This window comes from Bartonella massiliensis, assembly GCF_902150025.1.
GTDB lineage: Bacteria > Pseudomonadota > Alphaproteobacteria > Rhizobiales > Rhizobiaceae > Bartonella > Bartonella massiliensis.
This window is the reverse complement of sequence record NZ_CABFVS010000026.1, coordinates 1-23,118: the sequence shown is the minus strand read 5'-3', so window position 1 is coordinate 23,118 and position 23,118 is coordinate 1. Positions and strand designations below refer to the sequence as shown.

Annotated in this window: 22 protein-coding genes and 2 pseudogenes; 11 read left to right on the top strand and 13 right to left on the bottom strand. The window is 37.2% G+C overall.

Going from position 1 to position 23,118, the window contains the following annotated elements:
• Positions 1–843: 843 nt before the first annotated feature.
• A complete protein-coding gene (gene tgt / locus FNZ60_RS06585; protein ID WP_142416846.1) occupies positions 844–1,962 on the bottom strand; it encodes a tRNA guanosine(34) transglycosylase Tgt in 1,119 nt (372 codons plus the stop codon).
• Positions 1,963–3,162: 1,200 nt separating this feature from the next.
• Here tgt and FNZ60_RS09715 point away from each other — a divergent pair.
• On the top strand, positions 3,163–3,324 hold the full coding sequence (locus FNZ60_RS09715) for a hypothetical protein (RefSeq protein WP_185913498.1): 162 nt from the start codon (positions 3,163–3,165) through the stop codon (positions 3,322–3,324).
• Between the two features lie 100 nt (positions 3,325–3,424).
• On the opposite strand, the gene FNZ60_RS06580 is transcribed toward FNZ60_RS09715, so the two are convergent.
• The 5 genes from FNZ60_RS06580 to ssb form a co-directional block, all read right to left on the bottom strand.
• A complete protein-coding gene (locus FNZ60_RS06580; RefSeq protein ID WP_142416845.1) occupies positions 3,425–3,937 on the bottom strand; it encodes a peptidylprolyl isomerase in 513 nt (170 codons plus the stop codon).
• Positions 3,938–3,955: 18 nt separating this feature from the next.
• Entirely contained in the window at positions 3,956–4,558 is a 603-nt protein-coding gene (locus tag FNZ60_RS06575) for a peptidylprolyl isomerase (protein WP_142416844.1), read from the bottom strand.
• A gap of 2 nt (positions 4,559–4,560) precedes the next feature.
• Entirely contained in the window at positions 4,561–5,067 is a 507-nt protein-coding gene (coaD, locus tag FNZ60_RS06570; protein ID WP_142416843.1) for a pantetheine-phosphate adenylyltransferase, read from the bottom strand.
• Between the two features lie 24 nt (positions 5,068–5,091).
• Positions 5,092–7,872, bottom strand: coding sequence for a DNA gyrase subunit A (gene gyrA, locus FNZ60_RS06565; protein ID WP_142416842.1), 2,781 nt, complete (start codon positions 7,870–7,872; stop codon positions 5,092–5,094).
• Between the two features lie 254 nt (positions 7,873–8,126).
• Entirely contained in the window at positions 8,127–8,633 is a 507-nt protein-coding gene (ssb, locus tag FNZ60_RS06560) for a single-stranded DNA-binding protein (protein WP_142416841.1), read from the bottom strand.
• Positions 8,634–8,966: 333 nt separating this feature from the next.
• On the opposite strand from ssb, the gene uvrA reads away from it, so the two are divergent.
• The 4 genes from uvrA (at position 8,967) to FNZ60_RS06540 (ending at position 15,626) form a co-directional block, all read left to right on the top strand.
• On the top strand, positions 8,967–11,882 hold the full coding sequence (gene uvrA, locus FNZ60_RS06555; protein WP_142416840.1) for an excinuclease ABC subunit UvrA: 2,916 nt from the start codon (positions 8,967–8,969) through the stop codon (positions 11,880–11,882).
• 1,228 nt (positions 11,883–13,110) lie between these two features.
• On the top strand, positions 13,111–13,449 hold the full coding sequence (locus tag FNZ60_RS06550; protein WP_142416839.1) for a P-II family nitrogen regulator: 339 nt from the start codon (positions 13,111–13,113) through the stop codon (positions 13,447–13,449).
• A gap of 64 nt (positions 13,450–13,513) precedes the next feature.
• Positions 13,514–14,923 (top strand): type I glutamate--ammonia ligase, encoded by a 1,410-nt coding sequence (gene glnA, locus FNZ60_RS06545; RefSeq protein ID WP_142416838.1) that lies wholly within the window; start codon positions 13,514–13,516, stop codon positions 14,921–14,923.
• A gap of 157 nt (positions 14,924–15,080) precedes the next feature.
• Positions 15,081–15,626 (top strand): hypothetical protein, encoded by a 546-nt coding sequence (locus FNZ60_RS06540; protein WP_142416837.1) that lies wholly within the window; start codon positions 15,081–15,083, stop codon positions 15,624–15,626.
• A gap of 34 nt (positions 15,627–15,660) precedes the next feature.
• Here the strand turns inward: FNZ60_RS06540 and FNZ60_RS06535 are convergent, their stop codons facing one another.
• A complete protein-coding gene (locus tag FNZ60_RS06535; protein WP_142416836.1) occupies positions 15,661–16,458 on the bottom strand; it encodes an ATP12 family chaperone protein in 798 nt (265 codons plus the stop codon).
• Between the two features lie 1,086 nt (positions 16,459–17,544).
• Here FNZ60_RS06535 and FNZ60_RS10210 point away from each other — a divergent pair.
• From FNZ60_RS10210 to FNZ60_RS10530, 5 genes are all read left to right on the top strand, one after another.
• The gene (locus tag FNZ60_RS10210) at positions 17,545–17,736 is read left to right on the top strand and encodes a hypothetical protein (RefSeq protein WP_246054735.1); all 192 of its coding nucleotides are present in this window, start codon (positions 17,545–17,547) and stop codon (positions 17,734–17,736) included.
• Positions 17,733–18,107 (top strand): hypothetical protein, encoded by a 375-nt coding sequence (locus FNZ60_RS10205; protein WP_246054734.1) that lies wholly within the window; start codon positions 17,733–17,735, stop codon positions 18,105–18,107. The genes FNZ60_RS10210 and FNZ60_RS10205 overlap by 4 nt, the downstream gene beginning before the upstream one ends.
• Complete coding sequence (locus FNZ60_RS10200) at positions 18,040–18,450, top strand: hypothetical protein (RefSeq protein WP_246054733.1); 411 nt, start codon at positions 18,040–18,042, stop codon at positions 18,448–18,450. The genes FNZ60_RS10205 and FNZ60_RS10200 overlap by 68 nt, the downstream gene beginning before the upstream one ends.
• A gap of 252 nt (positions 18,451–18,702) precedes the next feature.
• Positions 18,703–18,879: a hypothetical protein gene (locus FNZ60_RS10195; RefSeq protein ID WP_246054732.1), complete on the top strand. Its 177-nt coding sequence runs from the start codon at positions 18,703–18,705 to the stop codon at positions 18,877–18,879.
• 592 nt (positions 18,880–19,471) lie between these two features.
• Positions 19,472–19,618: a hypothetical protein gene (locus tag FNZ60_RS10530; protein ID WP_342774758.1), complete on the top strand. Its 147-nt coding sequence runs from the start codon at positions 19,472–19,474 to the stop codon at positions 19,616–19,618.
• Here FNZ60_RS10530 and FNZ60_RS06515 read toward each other — a convergent pair.
• A pseudogene (locus FNZ60_RS06515) lies at positions 19,614–19,969 on the bottom strand (phage terminase large subunit); the annotation flags it as partial. The gene FNZ60_RS10530 and the pseudogene FNZ60_RS06515 sit on opposite strands and share 5 nt — an antisense overlap.
• A gap of 465 nt (positions 19,970–20,434) precedes the next feature.
• Between FNZ60_RS06515 and FNZ60_RS06510 the strand changes: the two are divergent.
• Complete coding sequence (locus FNZ60_RS06510) at positions 20,435–21,391, top strand: hypothetical protein (RefSeq protein WP_142416835.1); 957 nt, start codon at positions 20,435–20,437, stop codon at positions 21,389–21,391.
• Positions 21,392–21,455: 64 nt separating this feature from the next.
• Here the strand turns inward: FNZ60_RS06510 and relB are convergent, their stop codons facing one another.
• The 5 genes and pseudogenes from relB to FNZ60_RS10190 all read right to left on the bottom strand — a co-directional run.
• Positions 21,456–21,683: a type II toxin-antitoxin system RelB family antitoxin gene (gene relB, locus FNZ60_RS06505; RefSeq protein ID WP_142416834.1), complete on the bottom strand. Its 228-nt coding sequence runs from the start codon at positions 21,681–21,683 to the stop codon at positions 21,456–21,458.
• Positions 21,684–21,766: 83 nt separating this feature from the next.
• Complete coding sequence (locus tag FNZ60_RS06500) at positions 21,767–22,099, bottom strand: type II toxin-antitoxin system PemK/MazF family toxin (RefSeq protein ID WP_142416928.1); 333 nt, start codon at positions 22,097–22,099, stop codon at positions 21,767–21,769.
• A complete protein-coding gene (locus FNZ60_RS06495; RefSeq protein WP_142416833.1) occupies positions 22,099–22,356 on the bottom strand; it encodes an AbrB/MazE/SpoVT family DNA-binding domain-containing protein in 258 nt (85 codons plus the stop codon). Before FNZ60_RS06495 ends, FNZ60_RS06500 begins: the two co-directional genes overlap by 1 nt.
• A gap of 95 nt (positions 22,357–22,451) precedes the next feature.
• Positions 22,452–22,946: a hypothetical protein gene (locus FNZ60_RS06490; protein WP_142416832.1), complete on the bottom strand. Its 495-nt coding sequence runs from the start codon at positions 22,944–22,946 to the stop codon at positions 22,452–22,454.
• 54 nt (positions 22,947–23,000) lie between these two features.
• Positions 23,001–23,118, bottom strand: a pseudogene (locus tag FNZ60_RS10190) (single-stranded DNA-binding protein); the annotation flags it as partial.

Below are 23,118 nucleotides of genomic sequence, written 5' to 3'. Positions count from 1 at the left end.
ATACAAGTATAAAACTTCTCCTCAATTTATTGTTTGTTCGTTTTTATTACCTGAATGCGTAGTCTTCAAATTGATAAGCTATAATTTCAACGAGTCCGCCATCCTTATGCGTTATTGTAAGAGTCTTTTAAAAAATTTTTATAATACAGAATAATAGTGCTTGATCTCTCCATTGATTAAATAATCCTATTCTAGAGATATTCCCCCTATCTCATAGAGGAATAATATAAGATCGTTTTTATCTTACTTACTATCTGTAAATATAAAATATTCATGTAATATATTATGAATTTTTTTTCTTATAAATTTTATCAATAGAGCATAAAATAAATATAATATTTTCCATTAAAGATATTTATCGATCTTTTATAAAAGTATAATTATATTTTTAGTGATAATTATATTAAAATATAAAATATAGAATTATAACTTTTAAATAGTATAATATTTATTTTAGTTTTTTAAGAAACTATCTATGATACTCCATGTAACCTATTCTTTACCTTTTAGAATAAAAAACACAAAGTCGCTCATAAAAAGACAATCTTCATACTTCTTTAAGAGTTCGCTAACGCCTCATTAACATTGTTGCTTTAAACAGTCATCAGAAACAGAAACAAACTGTTTTTCTCCGGATCAGGTAGCGCGTACCGGAGTAACAGTTTCTGTTTTTTTATGATAATTATAAAAAGAATATGTGTCCCATAAAGGAGTGCCTTTACGTTTTAAAATAGTGCAATTTTATACTTTTGAAAGGTATTCAATAATTTTACTTCTTCGTAAAATTTGTCAGTAAAAAGATAAATTTAATAAACAAATAAAGTGCTATATTGCATAAATGTTTTAGCGTCCTTGTGCCCATAAAGCACGCGTTTCAGCGCAAAAATCAGCATAACAGCCTTCTTCAATGGCATCACGAATTCCTTGCATCAATTGTTGGTAATAAAAAAGATTATTCCAAGTCAACAACATACCGCCTAGAGATTCACCAGCTTTGATCAAATGATGCAAATAAGCACAGCTATAATCGTTTGCCGCCGGACAAAGTGACTGTGGATCAAGAGGATGAGGATCTTCTGCATAACGTGCATTACGCAAATTAATTCTACCAAAGCGCGTAAAAGCTAAACCATGACGCCCTGCACGCGTCGGCATAACACAATCAAACATATCAATACCACGCGCAACACTTTGTAAAATATCATCAGGTGTTCCCACTCCCATAAGATAGCGCGGTTTATCCTCTGGTAACATCGGACACGTAGCATCCAATACTGCTGTCATAACACTCTGCGGCTCACCAACAGCAAGCCCTCCAATCGCGTACCCCTTTAAATCCATTTCTTTTAATGCTTGAGCGGAACGTTCACGCAGTTTCATATTATCACCACCTTGCACAATCCCAAACATTGCTTTATCTGGCTGATTCCCAAAAGCTGTTTTACAACGTTGTGCCCACCGCAATGAAAGTTCCATAGCTTCTTCCATCTCTTTTTCAGTGGCTGGTAATGCAATACATTGATCCAACTGCATCTGGATATCGGCACCAAGAAGTCCTTGAATTTCGATAGAACGCTCTGGACTCATTTCATAATAAGCTCCATTAATATAAGAGCGAAAAATCACACTTTGTTCGGTAATTTTACGGATGCTCGCCAATGACATAACCTGAAAACCACCAGAATCGGTTAAAATAGGTCCATTCCAGCGTGAGAATTCATGCAATCCCCCCAAACGTGCAACACGTTCAGCTCCTGGACGTAACATTAAATGATAAGTATTTCCTAAAATAATATCCGCCCCAAGATTACGTATCTGATCCATATACATAGCCTTAATGGTTCCAGCTGTCCCTACAGGCATAAAAGCAGGCGTGCGAACATACCCCCGTCCAGTAATAATTTCGCCTCGACGCGCACATCCATCTTGAGCAATTTTTCTATAATGAAATGTCTTTATCATCACTTTTATCTTTTTGATTCCATCAATGCATATCTCTCATAGAAAGAAATAAGATACCTTCCATACGAGCATTGCCATAAATTTTATGAATTAACTTTTGATTCACTCAAGCCAGCATAAAAAAATAAACGAGATAAAAAAACATTTTTTGTTAAGAAATCACCATAACAAAGAAATAATCTAGCTTCAGAAAAGAACAAAAATATCATACCTCAAAATATCGATGCTTAACGCATAAAAACCTTAAGCAAACTGCAAAGTTATTATCTTCAGCAATTTTATTTTTACGTATTTCATAAGCAATGATTTTGTACGAATAGAAGAAATTTTTTAAATATTCGTTTTCGATGTTTTTGACTTTGAAAGATAATTTTTTTCTATTGGACAAGAGATTAGTTTATAAAGATAATTCACTTTTTGCATATCGAATGAGAGACCCGATTAGCGTAAAATTTTATCATTTCAAACCTGTTTCATGTTGAATCCCTCAAAATTACTTACTTACATATTATAAGCAACTAGGGCATGTGAAGTTAAACTGTACAAGAAAAGACTAAAAATGTCTCTTAATAAATGCTCTTATAGTGCCAAGAGCTTGTCTCGAGGCAATATTAAAAACTGAAAAAATGTGTCATGATGCTAGCTTGCTCTTTTATTAAGCGATTAAGCGTAAAGATCGTGCTGCTTGATAAGTTTTATATTACTCATAAGGGACTTACTATTAGACTATTTACGACATAGGCATGAATATACGAAGAGATGTCTCTTTAAACAAGCGTACAAATACGCAACACAAGGATATTCCATTTAAAGCATTCCTCCATAAAAAACGAAAGCGTAAAGGCCGTAGCATAATCTTTGTCATTTAAAAAGTACTGCTTTATATGGTTTTGAGAAAAGTAAAGCTGAATTAAAAAGCAAAGGACAAATCTAACTTTTTGTGTTCATCCTTACACCTTTATATTCTTCCCCAATTAGACGATTCTCCTGTTTTAAAGATTATGCCAATAAGGAATAATACGCTCGTATTTTCACCAAACACTGGAGCAACTAAGCTCTTACCAGTATCAATATGTATTGCAAACATGCTTGCTGCATAAGGATTGGATGCTGATATACAAACAGAAACAAAAGAATGTACTTTTTTAGAAAAATAACATTATAAAACCATTTAAGAGACTGGCAATAAATCGAAGAAAAGTGGCAGCTTTTTATAAAGAACTTTGCAAAACAACATCCCTAAAACATAATTTATCTTTACGTTTTTTTATCCTAGCAGCTTTTCCTACAAATCCTTGGCGCCATATTCTTGAAAATCAAATTGAAGGAAATATAGAGACAATTCTTGGATCGAATATATGAAAGGAAAGCATGATACTATAAAAAAGTCTCGCATGCCCTTATTGATCAGAAAAGAGTATTTCCTTTTAGCAACCTACAATTGAAATACATATGATTTATGCTATTGTTCATCTGCTGCAATAACAGCTTTGGTAATTACATCAGGATCGATAACAGGTTCACCGCGTTTAATCTTATCAACATTTTCCATACCTTCAACAACCTTCCCCCATATGGAATATTGACGATCAAGCCACGGAGCATCTGCAAAACAAATAAAAAACTGCGAATTAGCAGAATTTGGATTCTGACTCCGAGCCATAGAAACTGTCCCACGCTTATGAGAAAGATTTGAAAACTCTGCTGTTAAATTTGGTTTTTCTGAACCGCCCGTCCCTGCACGTGATAAATTAAATTTTTTACCATCCTTCTTTCCAAATTGCACATCACCAGTCTGCGCCATAAAACCATCAATAACACGATGAAAAATAACATTATCATAAGCACCTTCACGGACAAGCTCTTTAATACGTGTCACATGATGAGGCGCTAAGTCAGCAAAAAGCTCAATAACAACTCTGCCCTTCGTTGTTTCAAGAATTAAAGTATTCTCTGGATTTTTATTCTCAGCCATATGGAAAACTCCTTTGATTTATTTCTCAACTTCTAAAGTAGCAGCACGAATAACATCAGGATTTGTTACAGATCCATTATTACTTGTGGCCCCTTTTTTAATTTTATCAACAACATCCATTCCCTTTATAACCTCCCCAACAACTGTATACTGACCATTTAAAAAAGCAGCATCATCAAAACAAATGAAGAATTGAGAATTTGCGGAATCTGGATCTTGTGACCGCGCCATCCCGACAGTACCGCGCTTAAACGGCTGTTTTGAAAACTCAGCCGGTATATTGGGATAATTTGAGCCTCCCATACCAACGCGTTTCAGATCAAAATCTCTATTTCCTTTTTTTCCAAACTTTACATCACCAGTTTGTGCCATAAAGCCAGGAATAACGCGATGAAACACAACATTATTATAAGCCCCCTCTTCTGTTAGTTTTTTAATTTGTGCAACATGCTTTGGTGCCAAATCAGGACGCAGACGAATAATAACATCACCGTCTTTGAGAGATAAAACAAGCAAACTTGCATTACTTGCTAGGTTTACTGAGTTAGAATCATCAGCAACAGCGTGTAATGAAAAAAAGCAAAAAACACATATCAAAATAGCAAAGAATCTACGAGACAAAATTATTCACTCCTAAAAGACTGGAATTTCAAACGTAAAGCTTGTGCAATATTGGGCGGCACAAATGGTGTCACATCTCCTCCCATAGAGGCAATTTGACGGACCAATGTAGACGTTATCGCACGTCCAGAAACACTTGCCGGCAAAAAAACAGTTTGTAATTCAGGGGCCATAATGCCATTCATCCCTGCCATTTGCATTTCATAATCAAGATCAGTACCATCTCGCAACCCACGAACGAGAAATGAAGCGCCAACTTCACGCGCTTTTTCAATGAGAAGATTATTAAATGAAAGCACCTGCAACCGATCAGAATCGGCACCAAAAAAATCGTTCGCTACCTGTGTAATAAAACCAACGCGCTCTTCAAAGCTAAAGAGTGTTTTTTTGTTAGGCTGTATACCTACAGCGATAATCACCTTATCAGCTAACACAAAACACCCTTTTAAAACATCAAGATGACCGTTTGTAAGAGGATCAAAGGAACCTGCGTAAAGAGCAACTTTCATGATTCCACTCCATTCTCTTCAAAATTATTTTTCTTCACTCATATCAACTGTATCAGAATTCTCACCTTCATCTTCTAATGAACGCGTATCATCTTCAGGTTCAGAAATACGCTCAACCGATACAACTCTTTCACCTTCAGCTGTATTAAAAATCGTCACCCCCTTCGTTGAACGACCAGCGGTGCGAATTTCCTCAACAGGGACGCGAATAAGTTGTCCCCCATCTGAGACCAACATAATTTGATCTTGCGCCTTCACTGGAAAAGCCGCTACTAATTTACCAATTTCAGCTGTTTTAGATGGATCTGTTGCACGAATTCCTTTTCCCCCACGTCCCGAAATTCGGAATTCATAGGAAGAAGAGCGTTTACCATAACCAAACTCACTCACTGTCAAAAGCATTTGTTCGCGTGCATGGAGTTCTGCATAACGTTCATCTGTTAACTCTGTTTCAATACCCCCATCTTCTTCATCAAAAGTGACAATATCTTCAATATCAGCATCCGCACCAGCAGCACGCCGTTCATTCATCACACGTTTAATATATGCAGAACGCTCAATAGACGTCGCCTCAACATGCTCTAAGATTGTCATTGAAATGACTTTATCGCCTTTCGCCAAATTGATACCACGAACACCCACAGAATTACGCCCTGCAAAAACACGAACACCCACAACAGGAAAACGGATACATTGCCCATTTGCTGTTGTGAGAACGACATCATCATGTTCTGTACAGGTTTCAACAGAAAGAATTTCATCTTCTTCATCAAGTTTCATGGCAATTTTACCATTACGATTAACCTGAACGAAATCTGATAACTTATTACGACGCACAGTTCCACGTGTTGTCGCAAACATGACATCCAATGCACTCCAGCTTGCTTCATCTTCCGGTAAAGGCATAATCGTTGTAATACGTTCACCTTGCTGTAAGGGAAGCATATTGATCAAAGCCCGCCCACGCGATTGCGGTGTCCCTAACGGTAGTCGCCAAACTTTTTCTTTATAAACAATCCCACGTGATGAAAAGAAAAGAACTGGCGTATGCGTATTAGCGACAAACAGCCGCGTTACAAAATCCTCATCCTTCGTGGACATACCAGAACGTCCTTTACCGCCACGACGCTGTGCACGATAGGTATTAAGAGGGACGCGCTTAATATAGCCACTATGGCTCACCGTTACCACCATATCCTCTGGCGCGATCAGATCTTCACTCTCCATCTCAGCGCTACCAAAACCAAATACGGTCCGTCGTGGCGTCGCAAATTCCTCACGAAGAGCACTCAATTCGTCCTTAACAATACGCAGTATACGTACACGCGATGCCAAGATATCAAGATAGTCAGCAATATCCACGCCAATTTTATTCAATTCATCAGCAATTTCATCACGCCCAAGGGCTGTTAACCGCTGCAAACGCAATTCTAAAATAGCACGTGCTTGTTCTTCAGAGAGATTATAAGTACCATCCTCATGAATAATATGACGAGGATCATCAATAAGTCTAATCAAAGGCGCAACATCCATCGCTGGCCAGCGTCGCTCCATTAATTGTGTACGTGCTGTTTGTGGATCAGGAGCGTTGCGAATAAGCGCTATGATTTCATCAATATTGGCAACTGCAAGGGCAAGCCCCACCAAAACATGGGCCCGTTCACGTGCCTTACGCAAAAGATATTTTGTGCGCCGACTAACAACCTCTTCCCGAAAAGCAACAAATGCACGAAGCATATCAAGCAACGTCATTTGTTCAGGTTTTCCCCCGTTCAATGCAACCATATTACAACCAAAAGAAGTTTGCAGCGGCGTATAACGATATAATTGGTTTAACACAACTTCCGCAACAACATCCTTCTTCAACTCAATAACGACACGATATCCATCACGATCAGATTCGTCACGCAAATCAGAGATTCCCTCAATGCGTTTATCCCGCACCAATTCGGCCATTTTCTCAATCATCGTTGCCTTATTAACTTGATAAGGAATTTCACTCACAATGATTGCCTGGCGGCCATTGCGAATTTCTTCAATATCAACTTTAGCACGCATAATAATTGAGCCACGCCCTATTTCATAAGCTGAACGGACACCAGAATGGCCGAGGATAATCCCCCCTGTAGGAAAGTCTGGACCAGGAATAATTTCAATGATTTGATCAAGTGTGATAGCAGGATTATCAATCAGAGCGATACAGCCATCCACAACTTCACCAAGATTATGGGGTGGAATATTGGTTGCCATTCCCACTGCAATCCCCCCTGATCCGTTAACCAAAAGATTAGGGAAACGGGCTGGTAAGACAACCGGTTCACGTTCACGCCCATCATAATTATCCTGAAAATCAACCGTGTCTTTATCAATATCAGCCAAAAGCGCTTCTGAAACTTTTTCTAAACGACACTCCGTATAGCGCATTGCCGCAGGCGGATCACCGTCAACGGAACCAAAGTTCCCCTGACCATCAATTAATGGATTTCTCAAAGAAAAGTCCTGCGCCATACGCACCAAGGCATCATAAATTGAAGCATCACCATGGGGATGGAATTTTCCCATAACCTCCCCAACAACACCAGCAGATTTACGATAGGACTTATTAAAAACAAGCCCCATTTCATTCATAGCATGAAGGATACGTCGATGAACAGGTTTAAGACCATCACGGACATCAGGGAGTGCACGCGAGACAATTACGCTCATCGCATAATCGAGATAAGAGCGTTGCATTTCATCAATAATACTGATTGGTTCAATACCGGTCAGCACATCACGTTCTGGCTGTGGAATAAAATCGGTCACAATTTCAAAACTTTCAAAAAAGAATCATTAAAGAATCATTTGACTTTGTTTATATCGAAAAACACATTAAAATGCTAATTTCTCTCCCACAACAAAGGAGGAATTTAACAATATTTTTCAAGATGTTATTAATTTCTATTAAAAATTACCAATAATGAATAGTTTTCTAATGAATAGTTTTCACTTTGCTAAACTTCTAAAAATCTGAAACAAACAAACCATAAAGAAATCGTAATACTGTAATTTAAAGGCTCTTAGAAAGGCACATCATCATCTAATTTATGAGAAAAACTTTCTCCCACTTGGTTATTATTTTGACCAAAAGTATTTCTCTGATTTGAGCTACTATCTGCAAAACCACCACTGTAACTCCCCCCTTGATTTGCTCCCTGCTCCCCACTCGCTCCGCCACGCCCATCAAGCATTTGTAATTCACCACGATATTTTTGCAAAACAATCTCTGTTGTATAACGATCATTGCCATTTTGATCTTGCCACTTTCGTGTCTGTAACTGCCCCTCAATATAAATTTTGCTGCCTTTTTTTAAATATTGCTCTGCAACTTTGACAAGGTTTTCATTAAAAATAACAATATTATGCCACTCAGTGCGTTCTTTTCGCTCATTTGTACTGCGATCACGCCAACTTTCCGAAGTAGCAATACGCAAATTTGCCACTTGATCTCCTGAATTCAAACGGCGGATTTCAGGATCCGCCCCGAGGTTACCAATCAAAATAACTTTATTAAGGCTACCAGCCATCGCATAAACTCCAAAATTTTAATTCGTAAAATAGTCTGTTATATAACAGTTATAACCATCTTGACCTTCAATTTGCACGTCTGTCATTGACCTTCAATATGGATATTGCTATCCTTTCCCAATATTGTATTCCGTATAATTATAACAAAATATTATAACAACGCATAGTTTATTCCTTCAGTAGAGAATAAAAAGCTGCTCATTTGTATTTTTCTTTTTACAAAACTTATACCTTCTTTCTGCGTTAAAGCAGTTAAACACATTGTAATTTAAAAAAAACAGTTTTATTCCAGTTTAGAGGCTCAATTTTTGTCACATATGCCAAGGATAAATATGACTCATCAAAAATATATCTCCATTCGCGGTGCACGTGAGCATAACCTCAAAAATATTGATCTCGATCTCCCTCGTGATAAACTCATTGTTATCACTGGACTTTCGGGGTCAGGTAAATCATCCTTAGCTTTTGATACGATTTATGCTGAAGGACAACGCCGTTATGTCGAAAGCCTTTCGGCTTATGCACGTCAATTTCTCGAAGTGATGCAAAAACCAGATGTTGACCGTATTGACGGCCTTTCGCCTGCTATCTCCATTGAACAAAAGACAACTAGCCGCAATCCTCGCTCAACAGTCGGTACCGTTACTGAGATCCACGACTATATGCGCCTTCTCTTTGCCCGTATTGGTATTCCTCATTCTCCTGCGACAGGACTTCCTATTGAAAGCCAAACGGTAAGCCAAATGGTTGATCAAATTATGGCCTTACCTGAAGGAACACGAATTTTTATTATGGCTCCCTTAGTACGGGATCGAAAAGGAGAATATAAAAAAGAGCTAACAGAACTTGTAAAAAAGGGGTTTCAACGCACTAAAGTTGATGGAAAATTCTATGAAATCCCTGATATTCCGCCTCTTGATAAAAAATATAAACATGACATCGATGTTGTGGTAGACCGCATTGTTGTACAGAAAGATATCACCTCTCGCTTGGCTGATAGTATAGAAACCTGTTTACAGCTAGCCAATGGACTTGCCATTGCTGAAATGGCAGACCAACCCTTGGCGCAAAAAGAAACGGCAAAAGAATCTGCTCATAAGTCCAAAAATGACACACACAAACGGCTTCTTTTTTCAGAAAAATTTTCCTGCCCTGTATCAGGTTTCTCTATCCCTGAAATTGAACCACGTCTTTTTTCATTTAATAATCCTTTTGGAGCTTGTCCTCTTTGTGATGGATTGGGCATCAAAAAGGCAATGGATCCAATAAAAATTGTGCCCAATAAAAATCTCACCTTAAAAGGCGGAGCCATTGCGCCTTGGGCTAAATCAGATTCACTTTATTATAGCCAAACTTTAGAAGCATTAGGAAAAGCTTACGGTTTCAAACTCACAGATCAATGGTGTAAACTCTCTAATGAAGCACAACAAGCTATTCTCTACGGTACAAAAGGAAATGAAATCTCTTTTATCTACAAAAATAATTCTGGTTCGCATAAAATAACGCAACCTTTTGAAGGAATCATCCCTAATATGGAGAGGCGCTGGAAAGAAACCGATTCTGCTTGGTCGCGTGAAGAAATTGAGCGTTATATGTCTTCCTCACCTTGCCCAGCCTGTCACGGTTATCGTTTAAAACCAGAGGCACTTGCTGTCAAAATTCACGGAATGCATATTGGGCAAATATCAGACCTTTCTATTCTCAAAGCAGATGATTGGTTTGCCAATATCCATCAATATCTCACAGAAAAACAACGTAATATCGCCATACGTATTTTAAAAGAAATTCGTGAACGCTTAGCTTTTTTAAATCATGTGGGATTGGAATATCTTACCTTATCTCGAAGCTCAGGGACCCTTTCGGGGGGAGAAAGCCAACGCATTCGGTTAGCTTCCCAGATTGGTTCTGGTCTTACAGGCGTTCTCTATATTTTAGACGAACCCTCTATCGGTCTACATCAACGTGATAATGAACGGCTTTTGGAAATGCTACGCTATTTGCGCGATCTTGGTAATACAGTCATTGTCATTGAACATGATGAAGATGCTATTCTCACAGCAGACCATGTTGTCGATATGGGCCCTGCTGCAGGCGTTCATGGGGGTGAAATCATAGCGCAAGGGACACCACAAGAAATTTTAGAGAATCCAGCCTCTCTCACAGGCCAATATCTTTCAGGAAAAATGGCTGTTAGAATGCCAACAGAACGACGCAAAATATCAAAATCGAAAATCCTTAAAGTCATTGGCGCTAAGGGCAATAACCTTAAAAATATCAGTGCAAACATTCCTCTTGGAACCTTTACATGCATCACCGGTGTTTCTGGAGGAGGAAAATCAACATTTCTTATTGAAACGCTTTTCAAAGCAGCATCCCATCAGATCATGGGCTCTCATCACAGCCCTGCCAGCTATGATAAAATTGAAGGATTAGAATTTCTTGATAAAGTCATCGATATCAATCAATCTCCCATTGGACGCACCCCACGCTCTAACCCCGCAACCTATACAGGCGCTTTTACCCCGATTCGTGACTGGTTTGCTGAACTCCCAGAATCAAAAGCTCGTGGTTATAAAGCAGGGCGTTTTTCATTTAATGTTAAAGGAGGACGCTGTGAAGCCTGTCAAGGTGATGGAGTCATCAAAATTGAAATGCATTTTTTGCCAGACGTTTATGTAACTTGTGATGTCTGTAAAGGAAAACGCTATAATCGAGAAACACTAGAAATAAAATTTAAAGGACAATCTATCGCCGATATTTTGGATATGACAATCGAAAAGGCAGAGGAATTTTTTCAAGCTGTTCCCGCTATTCACCATAAAATGGAAACTCTTATTAAAGTAGGACTGGGGTACTTAAAAGTAGGACAGCAAGCCACCACGCTTTCTGGTGGGGAAGCACAACGTGTAAAACTTGCAAAAGAACTTTCACGAAAAACAACGGGACGTACACTTTATATTTTGGATGAACCGACAACTGGTTTACATTTTCACGATATTTCCAAGCTTCTTGAAGTGTTGCATAAACTCGTCGATCAAGGTAATACCGTCATCATTATTGAACATAACCTTGACGTTATCAAAACAGCCGACTGGATTATTGATTTAGGACCAGAAGGTGGAGATCGCGGTGGTAAAATCGTTGCCATTGGGCGCCCAGAAGACATTATTAAGGTTCCCGCTTCCTATACGGGAAAATTTCTAAAAGATGCTTTACGGCGCCAATCTCTCTACAATTCCAACGCTTAAAAAGATTTACTCTTGAAAGACTTACCTTGTAAATATAGCATACGAACAAAGCCTGTACTTTTATTGTTGCCTGTCAATTAATATCTCATTTCAGTATAGCAGCGTTTTTGAAACAAAAACTAAAGCAATTGAGCGCTTTATAAGCTGTTTTAGTTTTCGTATTGCACATTCGCGTGCTTGTTTTAAAGAAACATCTCTTCAAGCTCCCAAAGACCATTACGCGGCGCCGACCATGAATGGTATAACGACAAAGTCCCCTGGAATAATATAAAAGCCATTGAGTTGCCCCATCTTTACGTTTATGGAGAAGCAAGCCAGCACCATTATATTATTTACCAGCCCTAGAATGTTGTGGATCAAACCTTGGCACGTAAGACCGTTTATAAGAGGCATTTTTAGCGCCTTCTTGTATAGTTTTTACCTACATGGCCTACCCGCTTTATGACGTGCAGTGATTTTGATTGATTCAAGATAAAAAGCATCCACAGTAATATCTTATCATAAAGATTGCACATTCATGCTTTTATTGATCACATTCTTTAATAAAGATCATGCTCCTCACATAATACAAAATGCCTCAAGCGTAATATATTTGCGTTGTCAATTCCAGACACGTGTTAAAGAAACATTTCTCAATTCCCCCACTCCCATTCCATGACATCACCTGCAAATGATCGTCTGATACATCTATTATTGTACACCAACATCTTTATATTTATGATGGAAAAAAATCAGGACTATCATTATATTTACCAATATTTTCTTATCCCCATCACTACCAGAGCCTTTGAATTTGAAAGGACGTTCATTATAGGGAATTTTTGTTTCTCTCTTAATCGTTTTTCATCCACACACCCGTATTATTTATGATATACAAAGCTATTGTTTTTTGATTGATAATAAAAAAATCTTAAGATGATAAAAATCTTACGCTATTAGATTTTCCCATTTAATATAACAAGCATCTAATTATCTTTATAAGCCCATGTATTCTTCAACAAAAAAAACGAAACTCTCTTATTATTTTGATTATTTACAAGGATTATAGCTTTTTTCTTCAAAAACAATAGTATTTCACTTTATTCTACAAAAGAAATGCTTCTTCAAAAGCATAGAGTATCATCATTTTCGACTTTTTGTGCAAAAAGTATCTGTTGGACATCTTACAGTTGTCAATATAATGTGATGCAGTCTAAAAAGACAAAATAACGTTGGAGATAATTTCAGCATGAAAAAGATTGAAGCCATTATAAAACCTTTCAAACTTGATGAAGTGAAAGAAGCGCTTCAAAAAATTGGACTACATGGTATTACAGTAACAGAAGCGAAAGGTTTTGGTCGTCAAAGAGAACATACAGAACTTTATCGTGGTACAAAATATGTTGTTGACTTTTTACCTAAAGTAAAGATTGAAATTGTTGTATCCGATGAAAAACTGGCACAAACTGTCGATGCAATACGGAAAGCAGCTCAAACCAAACATATAGGCGATGGAAAGATCTTTGTTTTTTCCATTGATGACGCTATTCGTATAGGCACTGACGAAACCGGTATCGATGCCCTTTAATAAATAACGAAAAAACACATTTTTTATCCACCTCAACCACAACGCCATATTAAGGAAATTGAATATGACAACCGCATCAGATATTATCAAACAGATTGCAGACAACGAAATCCGTTTTGTTGATTTACGTTTTACGGATCCACGAGGAAAATTGCATCACGTTACAATGGATATCGCAGAAATTAGCGAAGATACCTTTAATGATGGTGTTATGTTTGATGGTTCTTCAATTGCAGGTTGGAAAACAATTAATGAATCTGACATGGTTTTAATGCCCGATCCTAAAACAGCACATATTGATCCTTTTTTTGCTCAATCTACTTTGGTCATATTTTGTGACGTACTGGACCCTGTCTCTGGTGAATTTTACCGTAGAGATCCTCGTTCCATCGCCAAAAGAGCTGAGGTTTATATGAAATCTTTAGGCATTGGAGATACAATCAATGTAGGTCCAGAAGCAGAATTTTTTATCTTTGATGATGTGCGCTATAAAACAGATCCTTACAATACAGGATTTAAACTCGATTCAAGTGAACTTCCCTCCAATGATGATACAGAATATGAAACAGGCAATCTGGGGCACCGCCCACGAATGAAGGGTGGTTACCTTCCTGTTCCGCCAATTGATTCTTGCCAAGATATGCGTTCTGAAATGCTCTCAGCACTCAAAGATATGGGCGTACAGGTCGAAAAACATCATCATGAAGTCGCAGCAGGTCAGCATGAGTTGGGTATTCGTTTTGATACGCTTGTTCGCGAAGCTGATAAGATGCAAATTTTTAAATATGTCGTCCATCAAATAGCAAATAGTTATGGGAAAACCGCAACCTTCATGCCCAAACCAGTTTTTGGTGATAACGGCTCTGGCATGCATGTTCATATGTCCATTTGGAAAGATGGTAAACCCATTTTTGCAGGAAATGAATATGCCGGACTCTCTGAAATCTGTTTATTTTTTATCGGTGGTGTTATTAAGCACGCAAAAGCAATTAACGCCTTCACCAATCCATCCACAAACTCCTATAAGCGTTTGGTTCCTGGTTATGAAGCACCTGTCCTTCTTGCCTATTCGGCACGTAATCGTTCTGCATCTTGCCGTATTCCAATGAGTTCTTCACCAAACTCAAAGCGGGTAGAAGTGCGTTTTCCAGACCCAACAGCAAATCCCTACTTAGCATTTGCCGCCCTCTTAATGGCTGGTCTTGATGGCATCAAAAACAAAATTCATCCTGGACATGCTATGGATAAAGATCTTTATGATCTTCCTTTAAAAGAACTCAAAGAAATCCCTACCGTTTCAGGAAGTTTGCGTGAAGCACTTGAAGCACTCGACAAAGATCGTAGCTTTCTAAAAGCTGGCGATGTTTTTGATGATGACCAGATCAATTCTTTCATCCAAGTAAAGATGCAAGAAGTTTTACGCTATGAAACAACACCCCATCCTATTGAATTTGATATGTACTATTCTGTTTAAACAATTGCTACGCATTCTTTTGATTTTTAAAGTGGAGGCGTAAAGCCTCCATTTTTGTGGATATTTGCCTCATGCAAGAATACAAGAGGCTTTTTTCTCACCTGCTTTTCCTTTATAATTTCCCTGAGTATCTTCAAAATAATTAACAAGGTTTCTAATGCTGCGAATTTATTTTCTCGTTCACATTCTTTTATGCATTGTCTTTATCGCATCAACCACTCAAGCAAGTCCAACGAAAAATCCCGTAATTGTCGTCTTTGAAGAATCAGTATTGGCTTACAGTGAAGCACTTCAAAATGCCGATGCAAATGCTATTTTAGATGCTATTCCTCCCCAAATTATCAACAGCTTCACAACAAAAAAAAATCTTAGTCAATCACAATTTCGGCAAATCATGAAAAGCCAAATCGAACAATTGACAAAAAATTATAAAATTGAAACTATACACATCAATCAAGAGAAAAGACGTGAAGGCGAACTTGATAATGGCGTTCTTTATTTTGTGATACCTGTAGAGCTTGTAACGACAACAAATTCTGGACAAAAATGCTCTATTCAAACTGAGATTATTGCGCTGTTTGACCATCCCCAATGGTATTTTATTCATGGGAATGAAAAAGCACTCTTAAACATAACAACTGAAGCATTTCCCGGGCTTGAAAAAATTAAAATCAATCCTATAAAAATTACAAAAATACTGTAATCAAAAAGGATGCACATCAATAAAAGATTTAACTTTATAAACAAGTTGTAACAATTGTAGCAGCAGCCTTAAATTCAGTTTTCTTATGGGCACGACGTGCTATTGTTTCTTTATCCATTCCCCATTGTTCCATCGCCCAATCTTCATCTAAATGAGCAATGGACCAAGCATGATCTGCATCAATTTTTCCAGCAGCAACAGCAAGCGCAATAAGAGCAGATCCCGTTAAGGCTGTCATCATATGAAGTGCGGCAAGCATATAAGGAGATTCAACGCTACGCAAATAATGACTCACGGCTTGAAGTGCTTCTGGTGATTGTTCCACATGCATCACCCCTTCTGTCAAATAAAACCGTGCTCCTAGTTTTTCTTCAGCCCAATCCAATAAAGGATCCCATTGCTCACATTGCCGCTGCACCAACTCTTTTGGTGTTTGTACACGATAAAAGATCATATCACAGGCAACAAAACGCAACAAATCTTCAAAAACAACCTGCATATCATCAGCGATACCATCAATAACAGTATTAACCAAACGCGTCATCGGCATCTTTGAAGGATCAATAACTTGTTGTTGGTTTGCAAATTCTTGCGCAATGAATTCCGCAAACATCTCCGTTGGTACAAAAAAATGACGCTTTGCTGGTGTTTTAACTGGACGTTCATCCAATAAGATCGTAAAGCCCTCCTCCTTACAAGCAATCTTCACTTCTCTATAAAACCGTTTTGGGTGTGGTTGGCTTGAAAAATTTTGAGTCTTCTGAACAGAACTATTTTTATTCAAATTATTTTTACTCAAAGGCCTATCAAAATGATTCAAAATTTCACGCATATTGTTTTACCTCTGATATTTCAAAAAAAACGGTTGATTTTCAAAGCTCTATCTGATGTAAGATTTAAATTGATTTCTTTTCCTCTCTTACAAATTTTCCCATCTTACAAGAAGAACAAAATCTGACCAACCCCAATCTGACCTTAAAATATATCCTTTATTTAACAAACAAGACAATGGTCTTGCCCATATAGTGAGCAACAGCTGTTAGAATACATTTTTTTAACTTTTATCTTACTAAAAAAACTGAATACGTTAAATTTACTGACGAAAATGCGTTTATTACCTTGAAAGTTATCCATCTACAAGAGTTGTCTCCACCCACATTCCAATTTTTTAAAATGCTTTTCACAAAATTTTAAGGCACAAAAACATACATCATTCAAAAATATGGAGAAGCGTATTTTATTCATCAGCATACCTTTCAGCTGCAAAGACACCTCAATTATTCTTCGTCTTATATATTCTCCATGCATAAAATTTTTTCTAACCTGATATCATCACCCTAAAAAGAAGTATTTGATAGTATAAAATGATAACCATCATTGCCTTTAATCAACTGAATTAGAATTATTCTTTGTACAATAGAAAAACTTATTCTTTAATTTTGCAACGTATTTTTATTAATATTATTTAATAATATTTGCTACAAGTCAGCATTAACGCTTTAATTTATATTAAAATATAAATTAAAAGCATAGAGATCATGCAGTTTAAAAATAATATTTTTATCTATACACTTGATATATACACCAGTCCCTGAAGATACTAACTGTGCAGCTGCTGCACAATGGGGGCGCGACAATTACAATCAAAATATTTTACTGACTGCCTCAGGATCCCGTATTATCTTATACGCAACATTTGAAAAGGTATTTAATGAACTTTCTCAAAATAGACGGCTATCTCCTAAGCTGCGTACCCCGTTTTTCATACACTCATATTTACGCGTTTAGATAATATGCAATTATTTGACAGCTTTATTATGCTGACCCACTCTATGGTTTTAGCGAAGCGCAATAACTCTGATGAAATTAAAACTGTAGCAACTCATCCTGTTCCTTAATCTTTGCCCCTCAGTCCTTAGTGGTTCATCAATACGATAAAATATTTGCCAACAGCAATGCTGATGCTGCCGTCCTTTATAAAGCTAAAAAAGCAGATTCTTGTATCACAACATCAGTTGCGGCAAACCACTATAAGCTGGATATTATCGAAAATTTTGGAGAAGTGCCAATGGCTTTTTTTTCTTCACTTGCTAAAGTCAGCTCATCATGAAACAATCTGAAGCACTTCTTTCCATTGTTAACTTGGTTGACAAATTCCGTATGCGCCAAGAACTCGATGGCAACATTAAGAAACCAATTTCAGCAGATAGCAATATGATCAATGAATTGATCACTCTGCTAAACCATCATGTAGATATTATTGACGGGTTATCTCCAAAACTTTTAGCGATCACTTCTAATGATCTTCATCAGCGGCTGCTCAGCGGTTTAACGATCCCTTCTAAATTTGATAACATTTTGGCTGCTTTCAAAGTACCAGTACCAGATGCTCCCTTGTTTTTCTTAGGCTCCAATGCGTGCAACGAATGGCCCCGTTCCAGAAGGATTCCAGCTGGAATTAGTTACAGGATATCATCATGAAACGACCTATCTTGCCAACACCTCAAAATATACAAATAATTATGTATCACCTTTTCAATGTATAAAAATGGGAATAGCATCAAGTTTTTTAAAAAAAGGCAATTGCATTGTTCTATTCCCAGAATTGGTAGCGACTGCTCAGAAAATTGATAAGCAAGCGTTTGCTTTGTTTTTTTTCAGCAAATTCTTTGATATTTACAATAAGCAAACAATTATGGAAGCTGAACGTTTACTCGGTCCAGATAGTAAATTCCTGTTCGGTCAATTGCATAGCCGTAACTTATCTAAGAAGTATCTAAGAAGACATTTACGATGTTCGTTGTTTATGGGGCTATTATCATGACTATGCACATCATACCGGACCGCGACCATTGGATAAGAATCTATATATAAAATTAAATTGGTTCACAGGCCTTCTAGAAGAAACTAAAGTCGATTTAATTACAGTGCTTATTATGCTCCAAAATCATCCAAAATTTTGGAAAGAAATAACGGAGTTTGTTCTATTAGAACGCATATTTCGTTATCCAAAAGGTTCTGATCAGAGCACATAACTTTCGATGCTGGCACCGATATCTTGCTTTTTGAAATATTAATGCATAACAAAGCATTAATTGAAACGGATCAAGGTTATTTTCAATTTGATTTTAAGCGTCTTGAAGAAGCAATAGCATTGATGATAAAAGATATAGAAGCACTTGAAACATTAGATGATGACGCTTATTTGGCAGGGGCTAAAGGTTATATCCAAAATAATCTTGGAAGACCGTAAACCTCACAATCACGATTTAATTTTTCAACATCATATTATGCACGTTATGCATGGCGTGTTATTGGGGGGTTGAATCATTGAATTTCTTAAAAGGACGGTTATTCTTATTCACTTTTGCCATTTTAGCGTTGTTTTCCATAAGTTGGTTATTATCTAAGAGTTTGGTGAGCAATATACCCGTCATACATGCGGTTGGACTGAGGTTGTGTGCAACTGCTGCAGCCTTATGGTTGATGACAATCTTTCATGAAAAAGCTGTTTTCAGATCCCTCCCATTGTTTTCCATGATACCTTCTTTTTTAATTCTACCGGTGTTAGGATTTTCACTGTACTTTGTCTGCCAGCTTTGGGGCATTAAAATCACTCAAAGCCAGTGATTTAACCATGGTTTTAGCTACTTTCCAAGGATTACCTACATATTGGGAACCCTGACGAATAGTCTTATGTTTTCATGGTTTAAACTTATTGGTATGATCATTGTCAGTGTAGCGGCTATAGCATTCAATATAAACAGTATAGAGAGTGAATCTTACAGTCTAATAGGCATGCTTTTGCTTTAACAGCAGCACTTTCTTACTCGACTTATGGCTTATTGTCTAAACGTTATCTTAAAAATTTACCTTTGCTCACCTCACTGGCTTGGATCACGACAATTTCTGCCGCATCGTTTATACCATTATTCATTTTTGATCCTACCCTACTTTTCTACCTTAAGTTAGAAGATATCTTGAAGGTTTGATGCTCGCAATATTGCGGTCAAGACCACAAAACTGAAAGGCTATACGACCATCATTCGACTTGATTGAAGCCTCTCCAACTTTGTAATAGTCCTGTAAAAAGTCATGGGCTTCAATCGCGCGCTTAATTTCCTCCAATGAACTTTCTGCCAACGAATTTTGAAACTGACGTGCACAAAGGATAGTCCCCGATATTCCTCCCATGCCAAATTGATAGCCTTTTAAAGCAGCCATCAAGGCAAATGATCTTGTCTTACCAGCCCCTCGCCCCCCCCCCAAGCCGCTCTGACCAAAGCATCTCCTACAAAAATCGGAATAAGTTTTGGTACAATCTTAATCTGTCTTGTCGTCATTCATTGTTAAAGGAGCAATTTCTACGCGCCCTATGCTTTTACGCCCCCATTCTCACCCGTCACTTGCAAAGGCAAAATCTTACCAAGCAACGCTAAATAAGCCGTATGATCTACCACATCTCAAAGGTAGAAGAGAAAGGTTGGAATGTAGGATTTGAAAATACGATTTTATTAATCATAATAATCGATGTGTTTTTATATTTTGAATTCTCAGTGAACATATTACTAATAATAGCAACTTTACTGTCTTTTAGGAGCTATTTAAGAATAAATGACTATGAAGAATAATTCGAATTACTTCAGGAACAGAAAGATCGAGAAATAGAAATATACAAAGAACAAATTACGAAATGGGATAGAAGTCTTTTAAAGAAGGCTCAAAAAATATCGCGAAAATGGATTAAGCAATGGAATACAGAAATTAGACTGTGGGAAAGGGATATACTAAGAATAAAACATCCAATAATGATAGATGAGGATTGTAAATACCACCATCCCATCATAAAAGATATCTGTACTCAAGAACATAAAGAAATATTGTTTCTCTATGAGAAAGCTCTAGAAACGGAGTTTACTCCTGAGTACAACGAAAAAATCAACGCTTTAATGATGCACACCCACCCTATTTTTAAGAAAACTTATCTAAAAGCAATACGACTAATGAAAAAAAGTGGGATAGTTGCTGAAAAGTTCATAGATCCACTTACAGAAAAAACATGTTATAAACCTACAATGTTGTTGTTGCATTGGTGGCTATATGTAGTTGATGATATGATCGCGTCTCTGTATGAACAACAACAAGAAGACAAATCTAAAGGAGTATATAAAGAGCTAGCATCTATGGAAATCTACTGGAGTGACATATCTAAAAATACAGAATATGAAGAAATAGAAAAGATACTAGAATTCCCATACCATATGGTTCCTAAATACGAATCCCTTTTAATTTGTAAAAAGGCACTTTTATTGTTATTAAATAACATTTCCGATATTTATAAAGCAGCAAGAAAAAGGTTTATTCATTATAAGAATCTTCTTGAAGCTGTTACAAAAGGATATATTGCTTTAGATGAGGATTGCTATACTGACGAGGTGAAATGGCGACTAAATGAGTATAAAGAAAAAGATAATCTACAAAGTTCTGAAGATATTCCAACATTTGAGAGGTCTTATAGACTAGGAGCAATAGAAAACATTAAATCATCAAGTAAAAAATGCTATGATAGGTTAAGCTATTGGAATACACTTATAGGACAAGAGAAGCTAAATATAATCTTCAGTGCTGAAAAAATGAAAACATTGAAAGAGGCTTTCAACGAAGAATGCAGACAGTTTAATATTGAAATGCGAGAGGCGATTTTTAAAAATAAATATTTTAATTTCGACAGATCTTACGGACACTTGATACAATATCTGTTATGATATCTAGGCAGTTGTAAATTTTTCTAAAAAACATTTATGCAAATTTTTTCTTAGTCTCTCATACCTAATTGTCCAAGCCAAGCTCTTTCTTTACCTCTTCAGAGCTATAAAAAGGTGCCTCTCCTCTTTGAACACGCTCTCTGACCTGTGAAACCAAATAATAATCCTCTGCTTCCTCTATTCCACGTTCAATAATTTCACGCAAATAAAAAGACTTTGTACGTCCTGTCTTAGCAGCTAAATTATTCAAACGTGTTTCAAGATCACTTGGCAAACGAATAGATATTGTCATAACGCAATCCTCATATTTGTATTCACTGTAATACAAATACAACGTATTGTACAGAAAAACGTTTCACGCCACGCTGCAAAAAACTACGTGAGAAATGTTGCTAGCTTAGCAAGGACTTCATTCATAATCATAGGGGGAACTGTTTCCATTTTCTTACCCTGACGCGCTCTAATATCAAGAGCGCGTGGTTGATCACAACGTATTACGCCCGTTGTATGCAATCCCATCCCCATTAATGAGACAGCAAAACCTGCTGTTCTAGCAAAACTTCCTCCGCTTGTAATAGGCAAGACAATAGGTGTTTTCGTTACACGATTAAACGCTTCTGGTGATACAATCAATACAGGACGCGTTCCCTTTTGTTCATAACCCGCAGACGGGTCAAGAGACACAAGCCAAATTTCCCCCCGCTTCATCATAAGAGCTCGCTACCAACAGCTTTAGCATCAAACCACTCCATATCCTCATCCGAAAAATCATCTGAAGGATTACATTGAGCTAATAATTCATCAAGAGTGTAACGAGGAAACGTCTGCGGTTTCACAATCAATTGTCCATTATCAACAGCCAAACCAACTTGCGTATTTTCTGTAAGATGAAGAACATCAAGCAATGCCGGTGGTATAGAAAGCATCACTGACCCTCCAACTTTACGTAATTTTGTTGTATGCATAAAAACACCCTCTCTAAAATATTATATAAAAATATAACACTTTTAAAACTATTTCAAGAGCTTTTGATGCTTTTATAAAAATACCAGTAAAACATTTACCACTTATTTTTTTGATCAAAATATTTCTGGAGAGCATTCAGAGCAATACGCAACGAACTTACAAGATATGGTAGCTCTTTATCTTCTACGACAAGATATTGTAAAGCCGCATGAAGATTATACTGTCTATAGAGGCATTGTGCCTCTCTTATCGCCTCTTGCATATTTGAAAACTGTTCTGTTGCCAATTCAACCCATTTTTCTCTTGCTGCCTCATCAGAAGATGACGGCATTTCATCATAAACAGCGCTTGGCAAGCCTTTTGCACACGAATAGTCATTTCTCACTTCAAGATATTTTTGCGCAGCATCATACTGCTCTTGAGTAAGTAAACCCTGCAAACACAGCCGCCCGATATAAGACCCAGCAAGTGGATTTTTTGCCTCTTGTAAAGTTAAGCAGAAGCGCTTTGCACGCATTTCAATTGCTAATTGATTAATAGGTTCCGGAAACGGTATGACCCGTGAAGCACAATATTTTTTCTCTCTCATAGATCTCTCAATCTGTAAGCATCCACATTTTTTTCTTTTTGCTATATTGTTCAATTAGAATGGCATGCTGTCATTATAAGATGCGCTATAATCGGCTGCCCCTGAAGCAACAGCATAATTTTGAGAAGTAACGGGTGGAGGAGTAGATTGCTCTTTTTTTGCATCAAGAAAA

What these genes read in the sequence shown, in the direction of transcription:
- tgt (WP_142416846.1), bottom strand. Translation starts at nt 1,962, where the DNA reads ATGATAAAGACATTTCATTATAGAAAAATTGCTCAAGATGGATGTGCG.
- FNZ60_RS06580 (WP_142416845.1), bottom strand. Translation starts at nt 3,937, where the DNA reads ATGGCTGAGAATAAAAATCCAGAGAATACTTTAATTCTTGAAACAACG.
- coaD (WP_142416843.1), bottom strand. Translation starts at nt 5,067, where the DNA reads ATGAAAGTTGCTCTTTACGCAGGTTCCTTTGATCCTCTTACAAACGGT.
- ssb (WP_142416841.1), bottom strand. Translation starts at nt 8,633, where the DNA reads ATGGCTGGTAGCCTTAATAAAGTTATTTTGATTGGTAACCTCGGGGCG.
- uvrA (WP_142416840.1), top strand. Translation starts at nt 8,967, where the DNA reads ATGACTCATCAAAAATATATCTCCATTCGCGGTGCACGTGAGCATAAC.
- FNZ60_RS06550 (WP_142416839.1), top strand. Translation starts at nt 13,111, where the DNA reads ATGAAAAAGATTGAAGCCATTATAAAACCTTTCAAACTTGATGAAGTG.
- glnA (WP_142416838.1), top strand. Translation starts at nt 13,514, where the DNA reads ATGACAACCGCATCAGATATTATCAAACAGATTGCAGACAACGAAATC.
- FNZ60_RS06540 (WP_142416837.1), top strand. Translation starts at nt 15,081, where the DNA reads ATGCTGCGAATTTATTTTCTCGTTCACATTCTTTTATGCATTGTCTTT.
- FNZ60_RS06535 (WP_142416836.1), bottom strand. Translation starts at nt 16,458, where the DNA reads ATGCGTGAAATTTTGAATCATTTTGATAGGCCTTTGAGTAAAAATAAT.
- FNZ60_RS10205 (WP_246054734.1), top strand. Translation starts at nt 17,733, where the DNA reads ATGAAACAATCTGAAGCACTTCTTTCCATTGTTAACTTGGTTGACAAA.
- FNZ60_RS10200 (WP_246054733.1), top strand. Translation starts at nt 18,040, where the DNA reads ATGCGTGCAACGAATGGCCCCGTTCCAGAAGGATTCCAGCTGGAATTA.
- FNZ60_RS10195 (WP_246054732.1), top strand. Translation starts at nt 18,703, where the DNA reads ATGCATAACAAAGCATTAATTGAAACGGATCAAGGTTATTTTCAATTT.
- FNZ60_RS06510 (WP_142416835.1), top strand. Translation starts at nt 20,435, where the DNA reads ATGATAGATGAGGATTGTAAATACCACCATCCCATCATAAAAGATATC.
- relB (WP_142416834.1), bottom strand. Translation starts at nt 21,683, where the DNA reads ATGACAATATCTATTCGTTTGCCAAGTGATCTTGAAACACGTTTGAAT.
- FNZ60_RS06500 (WP_142416928.1), bottom strand. Translation starts at nt 22,099, where the DNA reads ATGAAGCGGGGGGAAATTTGGCTTGTGTCTCTTGACCCGTCTGCGGGT.
- FNZ60_RS06495 (WP_142416833.1), bottom strand. Translation starts at nt 22,356, where the DNA reads ATGCATACAACAAAATTACGTAAAGTTGGAGGGTCAGTGATGCTTTCT.
- FNZ60_RS06490 (WP_142416832.1), bottom strand. Translation starts at nt 22,946, where the DNA reads ATGAGAGAGAAAAAATATTGTGCTTCACGGGTCATACCGTTTCCGGAA.